A 16,922-nucleotide genomic window follows, 5' to 3' on the forward strand; every position below is an offset into this window, starting at 1 on the left:
CGCCCGTCGGACGGGCGGCAACAATGAACGGCAAACCGTGCCGTTCGTCCCAAAAACGGCGCCGCTCATATGCGAGTTCGGCCTTCGGTCGAGCCATGGGCGGCCATGCTGCGCCAAGGCCGTATCTTAAAGCCACGAAATAAAAGAGCGCGGCAAAACAGACCGCGCAAGGGGTGACGTCAAGGGGCGTCAAAAAGGAAAGGAGGGGAACAATGGCGGACAAGAACGCAGAAGTTGCAGTCGAGGATAACGGCGGTATGAAGAAAACGCTTTCGCTCTGGAACTTCTTCACCATCGGTTTCGGTGCCATCATCGGCACCGGTTGGGTTCTGCAGGTCGGCGACTGGATGGTCGTGGGCGGCGGTCCCGTTCCCGCTATGATCGCATTCCTCTTGGGTGCAATCTTCCTCGTGCCCGTCGGAGCTGTTTTCGGTGAGCTCACGGCTGCTATCCCCATCTCGGGCGGCATCGTCGAGTATGTCGACCGTAGCTTTGGCCGTACGCTGAGCTACATCACCGGATGGCTTTTGGCCCTGGGCAACGGTATCCTGTGCCCGTGGGAGGCCATCGCCATTTCGACCCTCGTGTCTGAGATGTTCGGCAGCCTGCCCGGTCTTGAGTGGCTGCGCGCCGTCAAGCTCTACACCATCCTGGGCGCCGACGTTTACCTGTTCCCGACGCTGATCGCGCTCGGCTTTGCAGTCTACGTCATCTTCCTCAACTTCCGCGGCGCCAGCTCGGCCGCCAAGCTCCAGGCCTTCCTGACCAAGGCCCTGCTCTGCGGCATGCTGCTCGCCATGGGCGTCTCGCTGTTCACCGGCTCGCCGGACAACGCCATGCCCGTGTTCTCCCAGGTCGCCGGTGCTGGCGGCGGCAAGGCCGCTACCGAGAGCACCAGCCTGTTCGCCGGCATCGTGTCAGTCCTGGTTCTGACTCCGTTTTTCTACGCCGGTTTCGACACCATTCCTCAGCAGGCTGAGGAAGCAGCCGAGGGCCTCAACTGGAACAAGTTCGGCAAGATCATCTCCCTGGCCCTGCTGGCCGCCGGCGGCTTCTACATGGTCTGCATCTACTCGTTCGGCACCATCCTCGACTGGCATGAGTTTGTTAAGAGCCCGGTTCCCGCGCTTGCCTGCCTCAAGGGCATCAACATGCTCCTGTACCTGGCCATGCTCGTCATCGCCACGCTTGGACCCATGGGTCCGATGAACTCCTTCTACGGCGCCACGAGCCGCATCATGCTCGCCATGGGCCGCAAGGGCCAGCTGCCCGAGAAGTTCGCCGAGGTCGACCCCAAGTCCGGCGCTCCCAAGCTCGCCTGCGTCGTTCTGGGCGTCATCACCGTCATCGGTCCGTTCCTGGGCAAGAACATGCTCATTCCTCTGACCAACGTGTCGGCTCTCGCCTTCATCTTCTCCTGCGGCATGGTCGCCCTCGCCTGCCTGCGCATGCGCTTCACCGAGCCCGACCTGCCTCGTCCCTACGAGGTACCCGGCGGCAAGTTTGGCATCGGCCTCGCTATCGCTGCCTGCGCCATCATCATCGGCCTGCTCGTGATTCCGTTCTCTCCCGCCTCCCTCAACATGGTGGAGTGGAGCATCGTGATCGGCTGGTTGGCTATTGGCCTGGCCCTCATGGCTTTCACCAATTCCCGCAAAAAGTAACGCCTAGCCGGGGCGGATCGGGTGCGCGGGGCCCTCTCTCCCGCGCACCGAACCCGGCACCACTTGGGTAGCTTTGTGAGGCCTTAACCCAACACGGCCTCGCCCACATATATGGATCCATAAGGAGGAACCATGTCCACTAAGTATGCAATCGTTGGCGGCAAGCTCATCGACGGTACCGGTGCCGAGCCGGTTGAGAACTCCCTCGTTCTCGTCGACGACAACGGCAAAATCGAGTACGCCGGCACTATGCAGGACCTTCCCGAGGGCGTTGAGGTTATCGACGCTGCCGGCAAGACCGTCCTTCCCGGCCTGATCGACACTCACCTGCACTTCTCGGGCAACCTGACCGACGATGACACCGATTGGGTCATGCAGCCGCTCCTCGAGAAGCAGGCCGTCGCCGTCAAGCAGGCCTACGACTGCCTCACTCACGGCCTCACCACCGTCTGCGAGATCGGCCGCTTTGGTATCCAGATCCGTGACTGCATCGACAAGGGCGTCTTTAAGGGCCCGCGCGTTCTGGCCACCGGCCTCGGCTTCTGCCGCGTTGCCGGCCACGGTGACTCCCACCACTGCACCCAGGAGCTCAACAAGGAATCCCATCCCTGGGGCGACCAGGTCGACGGTCCTTGGGATCTGCGCAAGGCCGTCCGTCGTCGCCTGCGCGAGAACCCCGATGCCATCAAGATCTGGGCTACCGGTGGCGGCATCTGGCGCTGGGACTCCGGTCGCGATCAGCACTATTGCTCCGAGGAGATCCAGGCCGTGGTCGAAGAGGCCAAGATGGTCGGCATCCCCGTGTGGAGCCACTGCTACAACAATCACGCCGCTGCCTACGATTCCGTTCGCTTTGGCTGCGAGCAGCTGATTCACGGCTTCGATATCGATGAGCGCACCATGGACCTCATGACCGAGCAGGGCACCTTCTTCACCCCGACGATTGCCTTCCTGCCCACCTGGTACGCCACCTATCCGCCCGTCTACGTCCCCGAGCTGCACGACAAGTACGAGGGCACCCTGGTCGAGAAGGAGCTGCAGCGCAACTACGACTGCCTGCGCGAGGCCAAGAAGCGCGGCGTCGTCATGACGATCGGCTCCGACTCCTTCTCCTTCGTCACCCCGTACGGCACCTGCTCCATCGAGGAGATGTACGAGTTCGTCGACAAGATCGGCTTCACCCCGGTCGAGACCATCACCTGCGCTACCCTCAACGGTGCCAAGATGTGCCACATCGAGGACGAGACCGGTTCCATCGAGGCCGGCAAGTGCGCCGACCTGCTGGTCGTCAACGGTGACGTCGCTGCCGATATCCACGTGCTCAACACCGACAACATGGATGTCATCATGAAGGACGGCTGGATCGTCGAGGCTGGCACCTTTGGCGAGGCCAACAAATACAGCGCCTAAGATACCGTTTGTCGATGACTGGATGTAAAACACAGTTTTTGATTGCATAATGCAATGGAGAGGGTCGCTTGCGGCCCTCTTTATTGCTATGGGTGCTACGGACAAAAGGGGATGACGGTGGATTTAAACAGGCTGATTCTGGGCAAGAGCTACAACTCTACCAAGGTCTTTCGTACGGCCCAGCATGTGGTCCAGGCCATCCTGCTTGGTGTTGTCGTTCCGGCGCTTATCCTGCTGCTTATCTGGGATTTAACCGATAACCCCAATCCCGTTCCGGGCGTTGTCGTTATTGCCGGCCTGGTCATGCTGTGCTTCTTTTTCTCGTATGTCTTTGTGGTCCCCGACGACCTCACATCGAGCGCAACCGACCGTACGCTTGCCATCGCATCAAAAATATTCGCCTACACGTCGCGCGGCCTTACGCCCGAAGCGGCCCTGGGCGCCTCTAAAATCATCCTGTCCGAGACCATCGCCTCTGCCATCTGCTTTACCGATGGCAAACAGGTGTTGGCAAGCTGGGGCGAGGACTCGGCAAAGTGCCCTGCCGGCACCCCGGTCGTGCTCAAGACTACGCTCAGTGTGATTGAGACGGGCGAGCAGAGCGTGTTTTCGCGTGACACATCCCATGAGACGGGCGGCTATTTTCCCCGCCTGCGCGCCGGCATTGTCGCGCCGCTTACCGTGCGCGGACATTGCGTGGGTACGCTCGAGCTGTACTATCCCCGCCTGAGCAGCATCGATATGCGCCAGACGGCCCTTGCCTCGGGCTTTGCCGATCTCATTTCCACGCAGCTCGCCAGCTTTGAGCTCGAGCGCCAGGACGAGCTTACGGCCCGCGTGGAGCTGCGCGCCTTGCAATCGCAGGTCGACCCGCATTTTCTATTCAATACCATTAGCACGATCGTGTCGCTCGTTCGAACCGAGCCCGACAAGGCGCGATCGCTGCTGATCGACTTTTCCAACTACTATCGTCAGACGCTTTCTGATTCCGATACGCTCACCACGCTCGAGCACGAGGTGGAACAGGGCACTCGTTATATCAATCTTATGCAGGCCCGGTATGGCGACGGCCGTCTGCGCGTTTCGGTCGACATCGACTTTGAGGTGCGCGACAGCCTGGTACCGCCGTTTATCTTGCAGCCGCTGCTCGAAAACTGCATCAAGCATGCGCAGCGCGAGATCGAGCCGCTTTCTATTCGTGTTAGGGCTTTTGAGACCGATGACGGCTTGGAGATCATCGTCGAAGATGACGGCATCGGGATGAGCGAAGAAGTCTGCGCGCATCTGTTTGAGCAGCATCGCCGAGAGGAACCCGAGAGCATTACCGCCGACGGCTCCGTCAAGCGAGGTTGCGGCCTGGCGCTCTTCAACGTGCTTCAGCGCATCCATTTCTTTTACGGAGAAGATTCCGGCATGCGCGTGAAGTCCCAGGAGGGCGTGGGAACGCAGGTCATCGTTGAGTTGAACGGCGAGCCACATGAGCCGGCGCCGTTGACGGTGTAGCACGCGGTTGGATTGAGAGATAAAGAGGGGAAGCACATATGTCCGAAGGCTGGAACACCTTGGTGGTTGATGACGAGCCTCCCATTAGGGCTGAGCTACGTTATCTGTTGGAAAAGGATACGCGTGTGGGTCAGATTGCCGAGGCGGGCAATGTCACCGAAGCCGTGGAGTCGATTCTGTCGAACAAGCCCGACGTGCTGTTTTTAGACATTACCATGCCCGGTCGCTCGGGAATTGAGCTTGCCGAGACGCTGCAGAACCTAAAGACGCCGCCGGTCGTGGTGTTTGTGACGGCATTTGCCGAGTATGCGGCCGATGCCTATAACCTCGATGCTGTCGATTACGTCGTCAAGCCGGTCGAGGATGCCCGCTTGTCAAAGGCGCTCGACAAGATCGAGACTGCCCTGGGCGCTCGCCGTGTCGTCCATGCTCCGCGCCAGCCTTTGCGCCTGACGGTGGATCGCGGGGGCAAAAGGGTGTTCATTCCCGTGGCGGATGTCTGCTACTTTGAGGCGCGCGCCGATTTTTGCAACGCCGTCTGTGCCGATGGAACGTATCTGATCAATGAGTCGATTTCCTCGCTCGAGCGCCGCTTGGCCTCCGAGGGCTTTATCCGCGTCCACCGCAGCTATCTGGTCAATTTGGAAGACGTGCACAATGTCGAGATCGGCTCCACGGGCCTGATGGAGCTCAGGCTCGACCGTGTGAGCTCGACGGTGCCCGTGTCCCGTCGTCGCGCTGCCGAGGTCAAATCGCACTTGGGGCTAACGTAAGGGTCGGTGTGCCATCGTTTGCCGTTACAGGTTTGGCATGACTGTGCGGTGGGCATAATGGATTGCATCGAATGAAATCGAAAGGATTATTATGCCCGCGCTCATTACGCATCATCTGTTTGGCGAGGAAAGCATCGACCGTCTTCCGCAGGGCGTTATCACGTCCGACGAGGAGCGCATCGCCTTTATCCTGGGAAACCAAGGTCCCGACCCATTCTTCTTTCACATGCTCACGCCGCGCATTTCCGACTGTATGTCGCTTGCTCAGGTCATGCATCGCTCGCGCATGTCGCGCCAGTTCTCGTGCCTGCGCGACGGCGTGTCGCACCTGCAGCCGCGCGATGCCAATCTGGGTCGCGCCTTTGCGCTGGGCCTGCTGTCGCACTATGTGCTCGATCGCAATGCCCACCCCTTTGTCTACGAGCAGCAGTTTGGCATTGTCGAGTCCGATCCCGAGCTCGAGGCTTCGGGCAGTCAAGTTCATGCCGTGCTCGAAAGCGACCTGGACGTGCTGATGCTGCAGCTCAAGCGCGATGGGGCTACGGTCGAGGATTATCCGCCGGCGGGCGAGATCGTCACTACCGACCGCATCAATCGCGTTGCCGGTGTGCTGATGAGCTATGTTGCCGGACGCGTGTACGGCATCGATATCCCGGCGGGAGAGTACGGCGGCGCCGTAGCCGACATGCAGCTGCTCTACCGCACTATCGAACCCGCCGGTTCGGCCAAGACGCGCGCGATTGCCCTGCTCGAGGGCTTGGTGCACGATTATTCGCTGCTCGACGGCCTTGCGCACCGCGTGACGACCGAGCTGCCCGAGCGTACCGGAAATCTGGGCCACTTGGCATGGAAGAGCCCCTTTACCGATGAAGTCTCGACCGAGAGCTTCCCCGAGGTCTTTGACCGCGCACTGCTCGATTACGAGCTCACCGTCGCCCGCTTTATCGAGACCGGCGATATGGAAGCCGTGACCAACCACGTCAATTACAGCGGTCGCGTGCTCGGCGCCGACGAAGAGTTCGACCGCGAGGAGTAGCAAGCTGCCTCGCCCATACTCTCCAATAAGTTGCGGTGGAATAGTTCCTGAATGAAGCCCCCGGAGGGCTAAGCGGGAACTATTTCACCGCAACTGCGTTGATGGGATGGCGTTTCGCCCTGCGTGTCCGTATGACCGCTCCTGTCCCTTTGCCGAATCCTTACCGGCGCTTCTGGACAATTGGGGTACGATGAACTAACTGCATATCGGGCGAATACGAAGGGGCCCTGTCCATGAAATACACCAAGCTCGAGCGTAACTGGGTTATGTACGATGTGGGCAACTCGGCCCTCGTGCTGCTCAATACCTCGGTGGTGCCCATCTACTTTAACGCCATCAATACCGGTGCTTCTTCGGCAGACCTGGTGGTCGCTTGGGGCAACGCGCAGACGATCGCCTCGCTGGTCATTGCCATGCTCATGCCCATTCTGGGCGCGCTTGCCGATTATGCCGGCAACAAGATCAAGTTCTTCTTGGGCTTCTTCCTCACGGGCCTGGTTCTTTGTCTGGCGCAGGCTATCCCCATGTCCGCCATGGCATTTTTGACCGTGTACGTGCTGTGTACCATCGGCCTTAACTCTTCTATGACGTTCTACGACGCCATGCTGCCCGACATTACCACCGACGAGCGCATGGACGCCGTGTCCAGCTCGGGCTATGCCTGGGGCTACATCGGTTCCACCGTGCCGTTCATCATCTGCTTGGCGCTTATCATGGGTGGCCCCGCTCTTGGCGTCCCCACCATGCTGGCAACGCGTCTGTCGTTTGTCATCACCGGTGCCTGGTGGCTCATCTTTACCCTGCCGCTCATTCGCACCTATAAGCAAAAGTACGGTCGCGAGCGCGGTCCCGAGGACACCATCGGCCACATTGTGGGCGGCGTGTTCTCCGAGGTCGGACACACCATGCGTGAGATCGCCCACAACAAGCCCGTGCTGGTCTACATGATCGCGTTCTTCTTCTACATCGATGGTGTCCATACGGTCATCTCCATGGCAACCAGCTACGGATCGGCTTTGGGCATCGATTCGACCCAGCTGGTGCTGGCACTGCTCGTTACGCAGTTCGTTGCTTTCCCGTCCGCCATTATCTATGGCAAGCTCGCCGGTCGCGTGGGCACGCTCAACATGATCATGGTGGCCGTCGCCGCCTACATGGGCATCGTGCTCTTTGCCGCGTTTTTCTTAAAGACTGCCTTTGAGTTCTGGGTGCTCGCCATTTTGGTCGGCTTGTTCCAGGGTGGCGTTCAGGCGCTCAGCCGCAGCTATTTTGGCCGCATCATCCCCAAGGAAAAGTCCAACGAGTACTACGGCTTCTTTGATATCTTTGGCCGCTACGCAAGCGTGATGGGCACCTTCCTGGTGTCGGTCGTCACCTCGCTGACCGGCAACCCGTCGCTGGGTGTCCTTTCCATCGGCGTGCTGCTGGTGCTTGGCTTTGCGCTGCTGGTCCGTCTGTCCCGTACGGCTCAGGCGGCGGCGTAAGGCAACCGGGCTCAGTACGGCAATTGTGCCTATCCGCAGCACTCTTTTGGAAGTAGCCGCATAAATCATTCTGACTTCCGAACAATGTTTAGCCCAAGTGGGTATGATGGAATCAGCTAGGTCGCGGGGCGTCGCCTGTGTTTGGCGGCGCCCCGTTTTTGTGTTGCAAGGAGGGTAAAGGTATGAACGCCACGGTTGTGATCCCAACATATTGGGCGGGCGATGATACCCAAGCAAACGCTCCCGGCACCTACGATCACTCGACGTCGCTCAATGCCGCCAACCCGGAACTCAATCGCTGCCTGACTTCGCTCGAACAGGTACGCGACATTCCGCGCATCATTCTCTTGGTGGTCTGTCCGGTTTCTGCCACGGCCGACGTATCCCATCGCGTGCACGAAATCGTTAATGCGCATCCCACACTTAAGGTCACCATCGTTACCAATACCCAGGCTTCGCGTGTTGCCGACCGCGTGGCGCAGATTGCGCCCAAAGGCTCGGGCGAGTGCGTGAGCCTGCGCGGCTACGGTGCCATCCGCAACATGGGTCTTGCCTGCGCGGCGGTGCTGGGGCACGACGCGGTTGTGTTTTTGGATGACGACGAGACTGTTATCGATGCCGACTTTATGAAGCGTGCGACCTATGCACTGGGCCAACAGACGCGTCAGGGCCTGCCGATTTTAGTCAAGAGCGGATACTTTTACGATCGCGACGGGTCGCCGCTGGCTCCCACGGACAAAGCGGGCATTTGCCATCGCTGGTGGACCAAGCGTATCGAGTTCAATCGCTGGATGAAAAAGGCGCTCTCGGGCACCCGCATCTCGCGCTCCAATTACGTGTGCGGCGGCCTGATGGCCCTCCACGCCCGCGCCTTTACGCGCGTGGCCTTCGACCCGTTTATCACCCGCGGCGAGGATTTGGACTATCTCTTTAACATGCGCATGTTTGGCTACGACGTGTGGTTCGATAACGAGTGGACCGTGCGCCACCTGCCGCCCGAGTCCGAGAAGCGCTCGCCGCGCTTTATGCAGGACGTGTACCGTTGGTACTACGAGCGGGCCAAGCTGACGTTCGCTGCGCACCAAAAGGAGCTCATTCCGGTTACGGCCGCATCGCTCATGCCCTATCCGGGTCCGTGGATCTCGCGCGAGCTCGACGACCGCGTGCGCAAGACCGCCATGGTCCGCAGCATGTTTACCCGCGAGCACGAGGGGTATCTGCGCATCTGGCGTCATGGTATTGACGAGGCCAAGACCTATGCCCGCCAAAACGCCGCAAGCTACCTGCGTTTTCAGAGTTTCTGGCCCAAGATCATGGACGAACTTTGGCGCGACGCACAACTGATTAGCATCCTGGAGGGGGCTGAATGATCGACCGCCGCGCCCAGCGCGATAATTCAATTTCAATCTTTCGCATCATCGCCGTTGTCTGCGCCGTTTGCGTGTTGGCGTACTTTATCTTTGCCCTGGCAACTGGCATTGAGCCGATTGCCACGGTGATCGCCTGTGCGTTGCTGTGCATCTTCCTGTGCATCTTTATCTATTTGACGCTCAATCCCGATTCGGTGCGCTCCCAGTACACCGAGGAGACGCTCTCGGTTGCCTCGGCCATGCTCGAGGACATTAAGGGCGGCCTGACGCAGGAATCGGCGCTTTTGGTGTGCCGGCGTATCCTGCCCGAGACACGTGCCATGACCGTTGCCATCACCGATGAGAGCAACGTGCTGGCCTGCGCGGGTGAGTTCGAGGAAAAGCTGCTGCCCGATTCGCCCATCCATACGCTTGCCACGCGCTACGTCATTGAGCACGGCATCGTGCAGTCGTTCAACCGCGTGGTGGATGTCGTGGGTTCGGATGGCTCGCACAACCATGTTCCCGCCGGCATCATCGCGCCCATCAAGGTAGGCGACCGCACCGTCGGCACGCTCAAGTTCTACTACAAGACCCCGCGCGCCGTCGACCGTACCCAGTATGCGCTCGCCTCGGGCTTTGCCGAGATCCTGTCCACGCAGCTCGCCATCCACGAGCTCGAGGTGCAAAAGGAACTGACGGCACGTGCCGAGGTGCGTGCCCTGCAGGCGCAGATCAATCCGCACTTTCTGTTCAACACGCTCAACACCATCGCGTCGTTTACGCGTACCGACCCGCTGCGCGCCCGTGAGCTACTGCGCGAGTTCTCCTCGTTCTATCGCGCCACGCTCGACAACTCGGGGTCGCTTATCCCGGTCTCGCGCGAGGTTGCCCAGACCAAGCGCTACCTGACGTTTGAGAAGGCGCGCTTTGGCGAGGACCACGTACTGGCGACCTTCGATGTCTCCGAGGATGTCGAGGACACGTTGGTCCCGGCCTTTGTAATCCAGCCCATCGTCGAGAACGCCGTGCGGCATGGCATGGGCGATGACGACGCCCTGCGGATCGATGTGACCGTCCATCAAGACGGCGACGACGCAATCCTGATTGCCGTGGCCGACAACGGCGTGGGTATGGACGAGGGCACCGCCGCCAGGCTGTTTGATGAGCGCTCCGCCCGCCCCGATGCCAGTTCCCCGCAAGGCGGCGGCGCCGGCGTGGCCATGCACAATATTTCTGAGCGCATCCATCGCTTTTATGGACCGCACTCTTATACGCGCGTCGAATCGGCGCCGGGCAAGGGCACCAAAGTGCTCCTGCATCTTGATTTGTCAGAGAGCATCTTTGATATTCAAGAGTAAAATAAAAGGCTATGGGCTCAACGCCAAGCGGCGGATGCCCAGCGTAGTTTGTTGACGAAAGGTTTAATCCCTATGCTGCGTGCGATGATTGTGGATGACGAGGCCCCGGCCCGTTCGGAACTTCGCTTCTTGCTCGAGCAGACGGGCAAGATCGGCACGATCACTGAGGCGTCGAGCGTCCGCTCCGCCATTGAGATGTTGATGGAAAGCCGCGTCGATGTCATATTTCTCGATATCTCGATGCCCGGCGCTTCTGGTCTGCAGCTTGCCGAGGCGCTGCATAAGCTTAAGAATCCGCCGGCGATTGTGTTTGTGACCGCGTATAGCGATCATGCCGTCGAGGCGTTCGACGTAGATGCCGTCGATTACCTAATGAAGCCGGTTGAGGAGGCGCGCCTGGATCGCGCGATCGAGAAGGTCATGCAGCACGCCAAGCCCGTCACGGACAGCAAAGCCACCATCGAGCGCATTCCGGTGGAAAAGGGCGGCCGTAAGGTCCTCATCCCCGTGGATGACATTCGCTTCATCATGGCCAAGGACGATTACTCCTGTATCTATACCGTCGATGATCGTTTTCTATCGACGACTTCGCTGGCGCAGTTCGAGGCCAAGCTTTGCGACTTTGGCTTCTTTCGCGTTCATCGCCGCTATATCGTCAACTTGGCGTGCGTCACGGATGTCGAGACGGTGCCCTCGGGCGCTATCCAACTGGGCATTACGGGCGTCGACGAACGGGTGCCGGTCTCGCGCCGCCGCGTTGTGCCGCTCAAGAAGGCCTTGAGCCTCTAGTACACTGGCCCCGCAGCCCTGTAGACCAATTGTCTGCGGAGCCGTGGGGCTTTTTGTATATACGTCGAATCGGTTTTGCAGAAGGGATCCCATGAACAGTGCAAGCGCCAAGCGCATCGACATCATCTCGGACACCCACGGCTATCTTTCGCCCGCGCTTCTGGACGAGCTCAAGGGCGCAGATCTGATCATCCACGCCGGAGACCTCACTTCAGAGATGGATTACGAGCATCTATGCACCATCGCCCCCGTGCGAGCGGTCCTAGGAAACAACGACTACTACCGCGACTACGGCCCGGATGTAGACCGTCTGGCTATCTTCACCTACGAAGGCCTCAAATTCGCCGTAGCCCATTACCGCGAAGACCTTCCGGTGGGATCCGTAGACGTAGCCATCAACGGTCACACCCACGTAACCAAAGAAGCCCAAGTAGGCCGCTGCCTGGTCCTCAACCCCGGCAGCGCCAGCTACCCCCGAGGCAGCCGAGGCCCCACCATGGCCAGAATACTCGTCAAGGACGGCAAGATCCTGAGCACCAATTTTATTGACTTGGAGTAGGTGCAACAAAAACGGGGGATGCAGACCGCATCTCCCGTTTTTCTTTCAGCAAAAGGCCGAAGTTCAACAACAACCATCAGGCAACCCCGCCGAGGAGCACGGGGATCCCGAGCCGCGAAGCGGCGAGCAACAAAGTCTTCGAACAAAGTGACGGCAGGGAGGGTCTCCGGGGCTGGGGGCGGGGGTTAAGTTTGTCGCGAGTTCCGCACGCAAAGGAAAGCACTTAATGTGCTTTCCGTCTTGCGCAGGACTGTAGAGCAGCAAACTTAACCCCAGCCCCCAGCCCCGGAGACCCTCCCGGATGGCCCCAAAAATTTTTTCAAAAAAGTTGTTGCGCGCCGGACAGACTTCTGTGTATACTAATCCCCGCAGCGCACGCGAGCGGAAACAAACGCGAACGACTGCCTGGGGAGTTAGCTCAGTTTGGTTAGAGCGCCGGCCTGTCACGTCGGAGGTCGCGGGTTCGAGCCCCGTACTTCCCGCCAACGCAATTAAAGCCACGTCTTCGGACGTGGCTTTTTGCGTTTGATAGGACCTTGATCCCATCGGCCCCTTTCGCCCAAAACCAAATCCTTCCAATTCCCGGACAAGCTCCGTTTGAGACATGTGTTTAAACAAGGCGTTTGTTGCACAACACCAGTTCAACGAAGCAGGGGGTTAGGTTATACTAAATTGCACTATGGGCCGTTTTTGATGCAAGAGGCTTCAAACACGGCATTCAGTGGGCACCCGTTTTGCTATTTGGGCGTCCATACGGTCATTGGTGTCTCGACGTAAGCTCGGCTCCGGAGCTCGTTCGAGCTGTTCCTATTCCTTGAAAGGGGAAAAATGGACATATCGAGGAAGACTGATTACGCCCTTCGCATGCTCGCGATGCTTGCCGAGGACCCGGAGCGTCTGCTTTCTGTTCGCACCGCCGCCGAAGAGGTCAATGTCCCGTATTCGTTTGCCCGTTCGATTCAGCATGGTTTGGTTCAGGCCGGTATTGTGGAGAGCCTGCGCGGCGTCCATGGCGGCATGCGTCTTAAAGTCAGTCCCGACGATGTCACCATCCGCCAGGTCGTTGAGGCCGTTCAGGGCCCCATGGTCATGAACGATTGCACCGCGCCCGAAGGCGACTGTGCACGCATGGGTACGTGCTGCTATCATCCCCTGTGGGCCGGAGCCCAGGCGCTGATGCGCGACTACCTCGATTCCGTTTCGCTGGGCGATATCGTCGCTCACCGCCAGTTTCCGGCCGTCGATTCCAAGTTCGCCGACCGCGATGCGTTTCCCGAGTACGCCACCTGTGCGTGCGCTTGCCGGGAGGAATAGCGCCGCATAAGGAGCATAGCTATGATTCAGGACCCCTTTCGTTCGATGATTCGTTCGGAAGGGGTCCTGCGTTATCGCGACCTTCCGTGGCGCCGCACGCGCGACCCGTACATTATTTGGCTTTCCGAGGTTATGCTGCAGCAAACGCAGGTGCCGCGTGTGGAGACGCGTATGCCCGCGTGGCTCGACCGCTTTCCGACCGTGCAGGCACTCGCTCAGGCCGCCCCTTCCGATGTCTTGGATGCGTGGCAGGGGATGGGCTACAATCGCCGCGCCCTGGCGCTTCATAGAGCCGCTCAGTGCGTTATGGAAGACTGGGGTGGGGAGTTTCCACGTGAGACGCGCGACCTGGTCGCCCTGCCCGGTATTGGCCCGGCGACGGCGCAGGGCATCCGGTCGTTTGCGTTCGATCTACCGGGTGTGTATCTGGAGACCAACGTGCGCACGGTCTTTCTGCATCATTTCTTTCCCGATGTGCCGGCCGTTCCCGATCGCGAGCTGGTGCCGCTGATCCAAGCCGCCTGTCCGGCGGTTCCCGGTGCGACGGCGGATGAGATCGCTCCCTTTGCCGTGCCTCAAGACGATGCCGACACGCCGCGCGCGTGGTATTACGCGTTGCTGGATTACGGCGCGTATCTTAAAAAGACGCTGCCCAATCCGTCCAGGCGCTCGGCGAGCTATAGCCGTCAGTCCAAGTTTGAGGGCTCGCGTCGCCAAAAGCGCGCTCATATTGTGCGCATGCTGCTGGCGGCGCGCGATGGGCGGCCGGCGGGCATCACACTCGCCGAGGCCGTGGCGGGCGTCAACGAAATGGAGGCGGCAGCGGGCCGCGAGCCGGTCGAGCACGAGCTGGTTGCAAGCATTCTCGCCGATCTTGAGCGCGAGGGCTTTTGCCGCGTGGAGGGTGACCGCTGGCTAAGCGTGTAGCCCACCCGAATCTGAAAAACAGGATTGTAAGGTTTAGATTTTCGACATGAGGGCATCCTAAAGACAAGGTCGCTCGAAGCCTACGGGCGGCATGTGTTGAAGGGAAGTACACCTATGGATTTTGAGAATTCTCAAACCAAGAAGAACCTCGAGACCGCTTTTGCCGGTGAGTCCCAGGCGCATACCAAGTATCGCTACTATGCATCCAAGGCCAAGAAGGATGGCTACGTTCAGATCTCGAATATCTTTGCCGAGACGGCGGGCAACGAGTCCGAGCACGCCAAGCTGTGGTTTAAGTATCTGCACGACGGCGCCGTTCCCGACACCCTGGACAACTTGCGTGATGCCGCTGCGGGCGAGAACTACGAGTGGACCACGATGTACGACGAGTTTGCCAAGACCGCCGAGGAGGAGGGCTTTACCGAGATCGCCGCAAAGTTCCGTGGCGTCGGCGCTGTCGAGAAGGCTCACGAGGAGCGCTACAACAAGCTCGTCGAGCGCATTGAGTCGGGCGAGGTGTTTGAGCGCGAGGGCGTGAAGGTATGGAAGTGCCTGAACTGCGGGCACCTGCATGTTGGTGCCGAGGCGCCCGAGGTGTGCCCGGTGTGCAACCACCCGAAGGCGTACTTTGAGGAGCAGGTGGTGAACTACTAGCGCTTGGCGCTGGCTGCGGGGCGCGGGGCGGGAGGCCGGATTGCCTTCCCTCCCCGCTCACGGCTCCGCAGGGTCGCGTTGAGGGAAGGCAATCCGGCCTCCCGCCCCGCGCCCCGGCGTTGGGTCGTCGCGTGCTCGTTACTGAAAAGCTGATTAGAAGTTTGTGTGCCGCCCCTTTGGGGCGGCACTTTTTGTGTGGGGTCCCGGTCTTCACAATTTCCGTCAAGCTTTTGGTCAGCTTTTGGTTAGTTGGCGGGTTGGTGGAAGGGCAAAAGATCATTCGATAAAAAAGCTCAAAGAAAGTGCTGGTAGGGGAGTTGTTGAGGTTTTCGACAACTTTTGTCAGCAAGAATCTTCATAGTTATTGCCGCAGATTTCGTTGCCGTGGCCGCGATGGTGCGGGATGCTGGGCGCAAGCGTCGAATGCTCCGATTGAGGAGGCCAGCATGGACCTGTTTCTTGAGACCCCGCAGCAACAAGCCGAGCGCATGTTGCGCCAACAGCAACGACTCATGGAGATGCAAATGCAAGGGGCGGCCGTTCAACCTCCTGCACAAAACGCCGCACCTGCGGTATCGTCTGTGGGCGAGGTAGACCCAGGAGCATATTCCGTACAACAAGATTCATATGCGCAGGAGCTTGCGTTCGACAAGCGCCGCACGCGTCACCGCCGCGTGGGCCAGCGCCTGCGCACGTTAGCGATGATTGTGCTGATCCCGTTGGGACTCGCGGCAATCTTCTTGGCCTCATATGCCTTCACGTGCATTCTCAACGGTGCCTCGCCCAGCGAAGTGCTCCAACATCTGTCGGCCCTCGGCCAGCGCCTAGGCGATGTCATAACAACTATCCGCGCCGGCTGGGAGAGTTAGCGTTTGTCAAATTAGGACTTCTAGGGTGTAGGGATTATCGCCACGAGTAGAATTCTTGCATCCTGTGGGTCCTGTCGTGCAACTGAATAGTATTATTAAAGATAAATAATAATAGGATTTGCTATGTATAAGCAGGATTTAGAGCAGACTCTTTTGGGCATTGACGAAGGAGGCGGAGCTGGAAATAGGTCCAAGAGACGACAGGCCGAGCGTTGTATTGGTGGGAGGAAGCGCCTTCATGCTAAACGATGTGACGAATCGGTCGGTTACACATGACATTGATGTGTTTGAGGCAGACAGGTGCCTCCGCGAGATCATAGCTCGATACCCCGAGGTAAATGGTATGGCGGTGGCGTATTGTAATCAGATGCCATTCAATTACGAAGATCGTTTGATTCCCTTGGATATTGGCGCGCGTTTTATCAGGTACTTTACGCCATCCTTGGAGGACCTGGCGGTAATGAAGCTCTATGCCTACCGTCCGAACGACATCGTCGATCTTCATAGTCAGGCATTCGTCGACCGACTTGATTGGGGGCTGCTCGAACGGCTTATATTCGACGACGGAGAAGCGCTGGCGTCGTCGCCTTCGGAGCGAAGCTATCAAGAGATGGTCTGTGCATACAGGCAATACAAAAAGGAGGTGCTCGGTTGAATCTGACCTTTGAGGGATTCTTAAAAGGCTATTGCCGAGAGCTATCCGGACAGCAGTCGCTGAGTTTTAGAAAACTGGTTGAGCGGGCGACGACGGTTGCACCGCGCGTGGCGGAGCCTCTGTTTTTGCTCGCTTTGGCGCAGGGAAAAGCTGAATACGTTCTGGGTTTATCCGAGGGCTCGTGGATGGAAGAGGATTACCGAGGCGTTTTGTCCTTGTACGATCAAGCGGGTGGCATGGCGTCTCTATGCGCCAAAAGTGAGCTCCCTAACCGTTATGCCAACGTTTGGCGTGCGTATAGAGCGGTGAAGGAAAAGCCAGTGGCGGACAGAAGGATCAACGCCCTGATGCGAAAAAGAACATTGGGGGCGCTAGGGGAATCGGGCGTAACGCGCTACGGTCTCTGCCGCGATTTGAATCTGAATAAGGGAAACGTGTACGCATACTTAGCCGGCGATGACTCAAAGGTGAGCAGGGAGACGGCGCGTCGCATTATGGAATATGCGGAAGAGAGAAGCTCCCAAGAAGGGGCCGGGCGCCCGATGCGTGTGGCGGGGTAAGATTGATCGAGGTTT

General features: G+C 59.1%; 16 protein-coding genes and 1 tRNA gene. All 17 read left to right on the forward strand.

Annotated elements, in window-relative coordinates; all coding sequences use genetic code 11:
* The first annotated feature begins 212 nt into the window (after positions 1–212).
* The 17 genes from AB5Z25_RS00635 to AB5Z25_RS00715 all read left to right on the forward strand — a co-directional run bounded on the left by AB5Z25_RS00635 (position 213) and on the right by AB5Z25_RS00715 (position 16,907).
* On the forward strand, positions 213–1,664 hold the full coding sequence (locus AB5Z25_RS00635; protein ID WP_118080666.1) for an APC family permease: 1,452 nt from the start codon (positions 213–215) through the stop codon (positions 1,662–1,664).
* Positions 1,665–1,796: 132 nt separating this feature from the next.
* Complete coding sequence (locus AB5Z25_RS00640) at positions 1,797–3,074, forward strand: metal-dependent hydrolase family protein (RefSeq protein ID WP_368134526.1); 1,278 nt, start codon at positions 1,797–1,799, stop codon at positions 3,072–3,074.
* 117 nt (positions 3,075–3,191) lie between these two features.
* Entirely contained in the window at positions 3,192–4,577 is a 1,386-nt protein-coding gene (locus AB5Z25_RS00645) for a histidine kinase (RefSeq protein WP_368134527.1), read from the forward strand.
* Between the two features lie 38 nt (positions 4,578–4,615).
* Positions 4,616–5,350: a LytR/AlgR family response regulator transcription factor gene (locus tag AB5Z25_RS00650; RefSeq protein WP_368134528.1), complete on the forward strand. Its 735-nt coding sequence runs from the start codon at positions 4,616–4,618 to the stop codon at positions 5,348–5,350.
* A gap of 91 nt (positions 5,351–5,441) precedes the next feature.
* A complete protein-coding gene (locus tag AB5Z25_RS00655; RefSeq protein WP_368134529.1) occupies positions 5,442–6,386 on the forward strand; it encodes a zinc dependent phospholipase C family protein in 945 nt (314 codons plus the stop codon).
* A gap of 233 nt (positions 6,387–6,619) precedes the next feature.
* Positions 6,620–7,870 (forward strand): MFS transporter, encoded by a 1,251-nt coding sequence (locus tag AB5Z25_RS00660; protein ID WP_368134530.1) that lies wholly within the window; start codon positions 6,620–6,622, stop codon positions 7,868–7,870.
* Between the two features lie 182 nt (positions 7,871–8,052).
* A complete protein-coding gene (locus AB5Z25_RS00665) occupies positions 8,053–9,240 on the forward strand; it encodes a glycosyltransferase (RefSeq protein WP_368134531.1) in 1,188 nt (395 codons plus the stop codon).
* Entirely contained in the window at positions 9,237–10,580 is a 1,344-nt protein-coding gene (locus AB5Z25_RS00670; protein WP_368134532.1) for a histidine kinase, read from the forward strand. Before AB5Z25_RS00665 ends, AB5Z25_RS00670 begins: the two co-directional genes overlap by 4 nt.
* Positions 10,581–10,652: 72 nt before the next feature.
* On the forward strand, positions 10,653–11,369 hold the full coding sequence (locus AB5Z25_RS00675) for a LytR/AlgR family response regulator transcription factor (RefSeq protein WP_368134533.1): 717 nt from the start codon (positions 10,653–10,655) through the stop codon (positions 11,367–11,369).
* A 91-nt stretch (positions 11,370–11,460) separates the two neighbouring features.
* A complete protein-coding gene (locus AB5Z25_RS00680) occupies positions 11,461–11,928 on the forward strand; it encodes a YfcE family phosphodiesterase (RefSeq protein ID WP_368134534.1) in 468 nt (155 codons plus the stop codon).
* Between the two features lie 407 nt (positions 11,929–12,335).
* Positions 12,336–12,413: transfer RNA gene (locus AB5Z25_RS00685), tRNA-Asp, on the forward strand.
* Positions 12,414–12,756: 343 nt separating this feature from the next.
* Positions 12,757–13,242, forward strand: a complete 486-nt coding sequence (locus AB5Z25_RS00690) for an RrF2 family transcriptional regulator (protein WP_368134535.1) — start codon at positions 12,757–12,759, stop codon at positions 13,240–13,242.
* Between the two features lie 21 nt (positions 13,243–13,263).
* The gene (locus AB5Z25_RS00695) at positions 13,264–14,169 is read left to right on the forward strand and encodes an HhH-GPD family protein (protein WP_368134536.1); all 906 of its coding nucleotides are present in this window, start codon (positions 13,264–13,266) and stop codon (positions 14,167–14,169) included.
* 114 nt (positions 14,170–14,283) lie between these two features.
* A complete protein-coding gene (gene rbr, locus AB5Z25_RS00700; RefSeq protein WP_215694836.1) occupies positions 14,284–14,823 on the forward strand; it encodes a rubrerythrin in 540 nt (179 codons plus the stop codon).
* Positions 14,824–15,269: 446 nt separating this feature from the next.
* The gene (locus AB5Z25_RS00705) at positions 15,270–15,692 is read left to right on the forward strand and encodes a hypothetical protein (RefSeq protein ID WP_349109775.1); all 423 of its coding nucleotides are present in this window, start codon (positions 15,270–15,272) and stop codon (positions 15,690–15,692) included.
* Positions 15,693–15,852: 160 nt separating this feature from the next.
* The gene (locus AB5Z25_RS00710; RefSeq protein WP_368134537.1) at positions 15,853–16,347 is read left to right on the forward strand and encodes a DUF6036 family nucleotidyltransferase; all 495 of its coding nucleotides are present in this window, start codon (positions 15,853–15,855) and stop codon (positions 16,345–16,347) included.
* Positions 16,344–16,907 (forward strand): hypothetical protein, encoded by a 564-nt coding sequence (locus AB5Z25_RS00715; protein WP_368134538.1) that lies wholly within the window; start codon positions 16,344–16,346, stop codon positions 16,905–16,907. The genes AB5Z25_RS00710 and AB5Z25_RS00715 overlap by 4 nt, the downstream gene beginning before the upstream one ends.
* Positions 16,908–16,922 lie beyond the last annotated feature (15 nt).

This window comes from Collinsella aerofaciens, from assembly GCF_040910325.1.
Classification (GTDB): Bacteria; Actinomycetota; Coriobacteriia; order Coriobacteriales; family Coriobacteriaceae; genus Collinsella; species Collinsella aerofaciens_BL.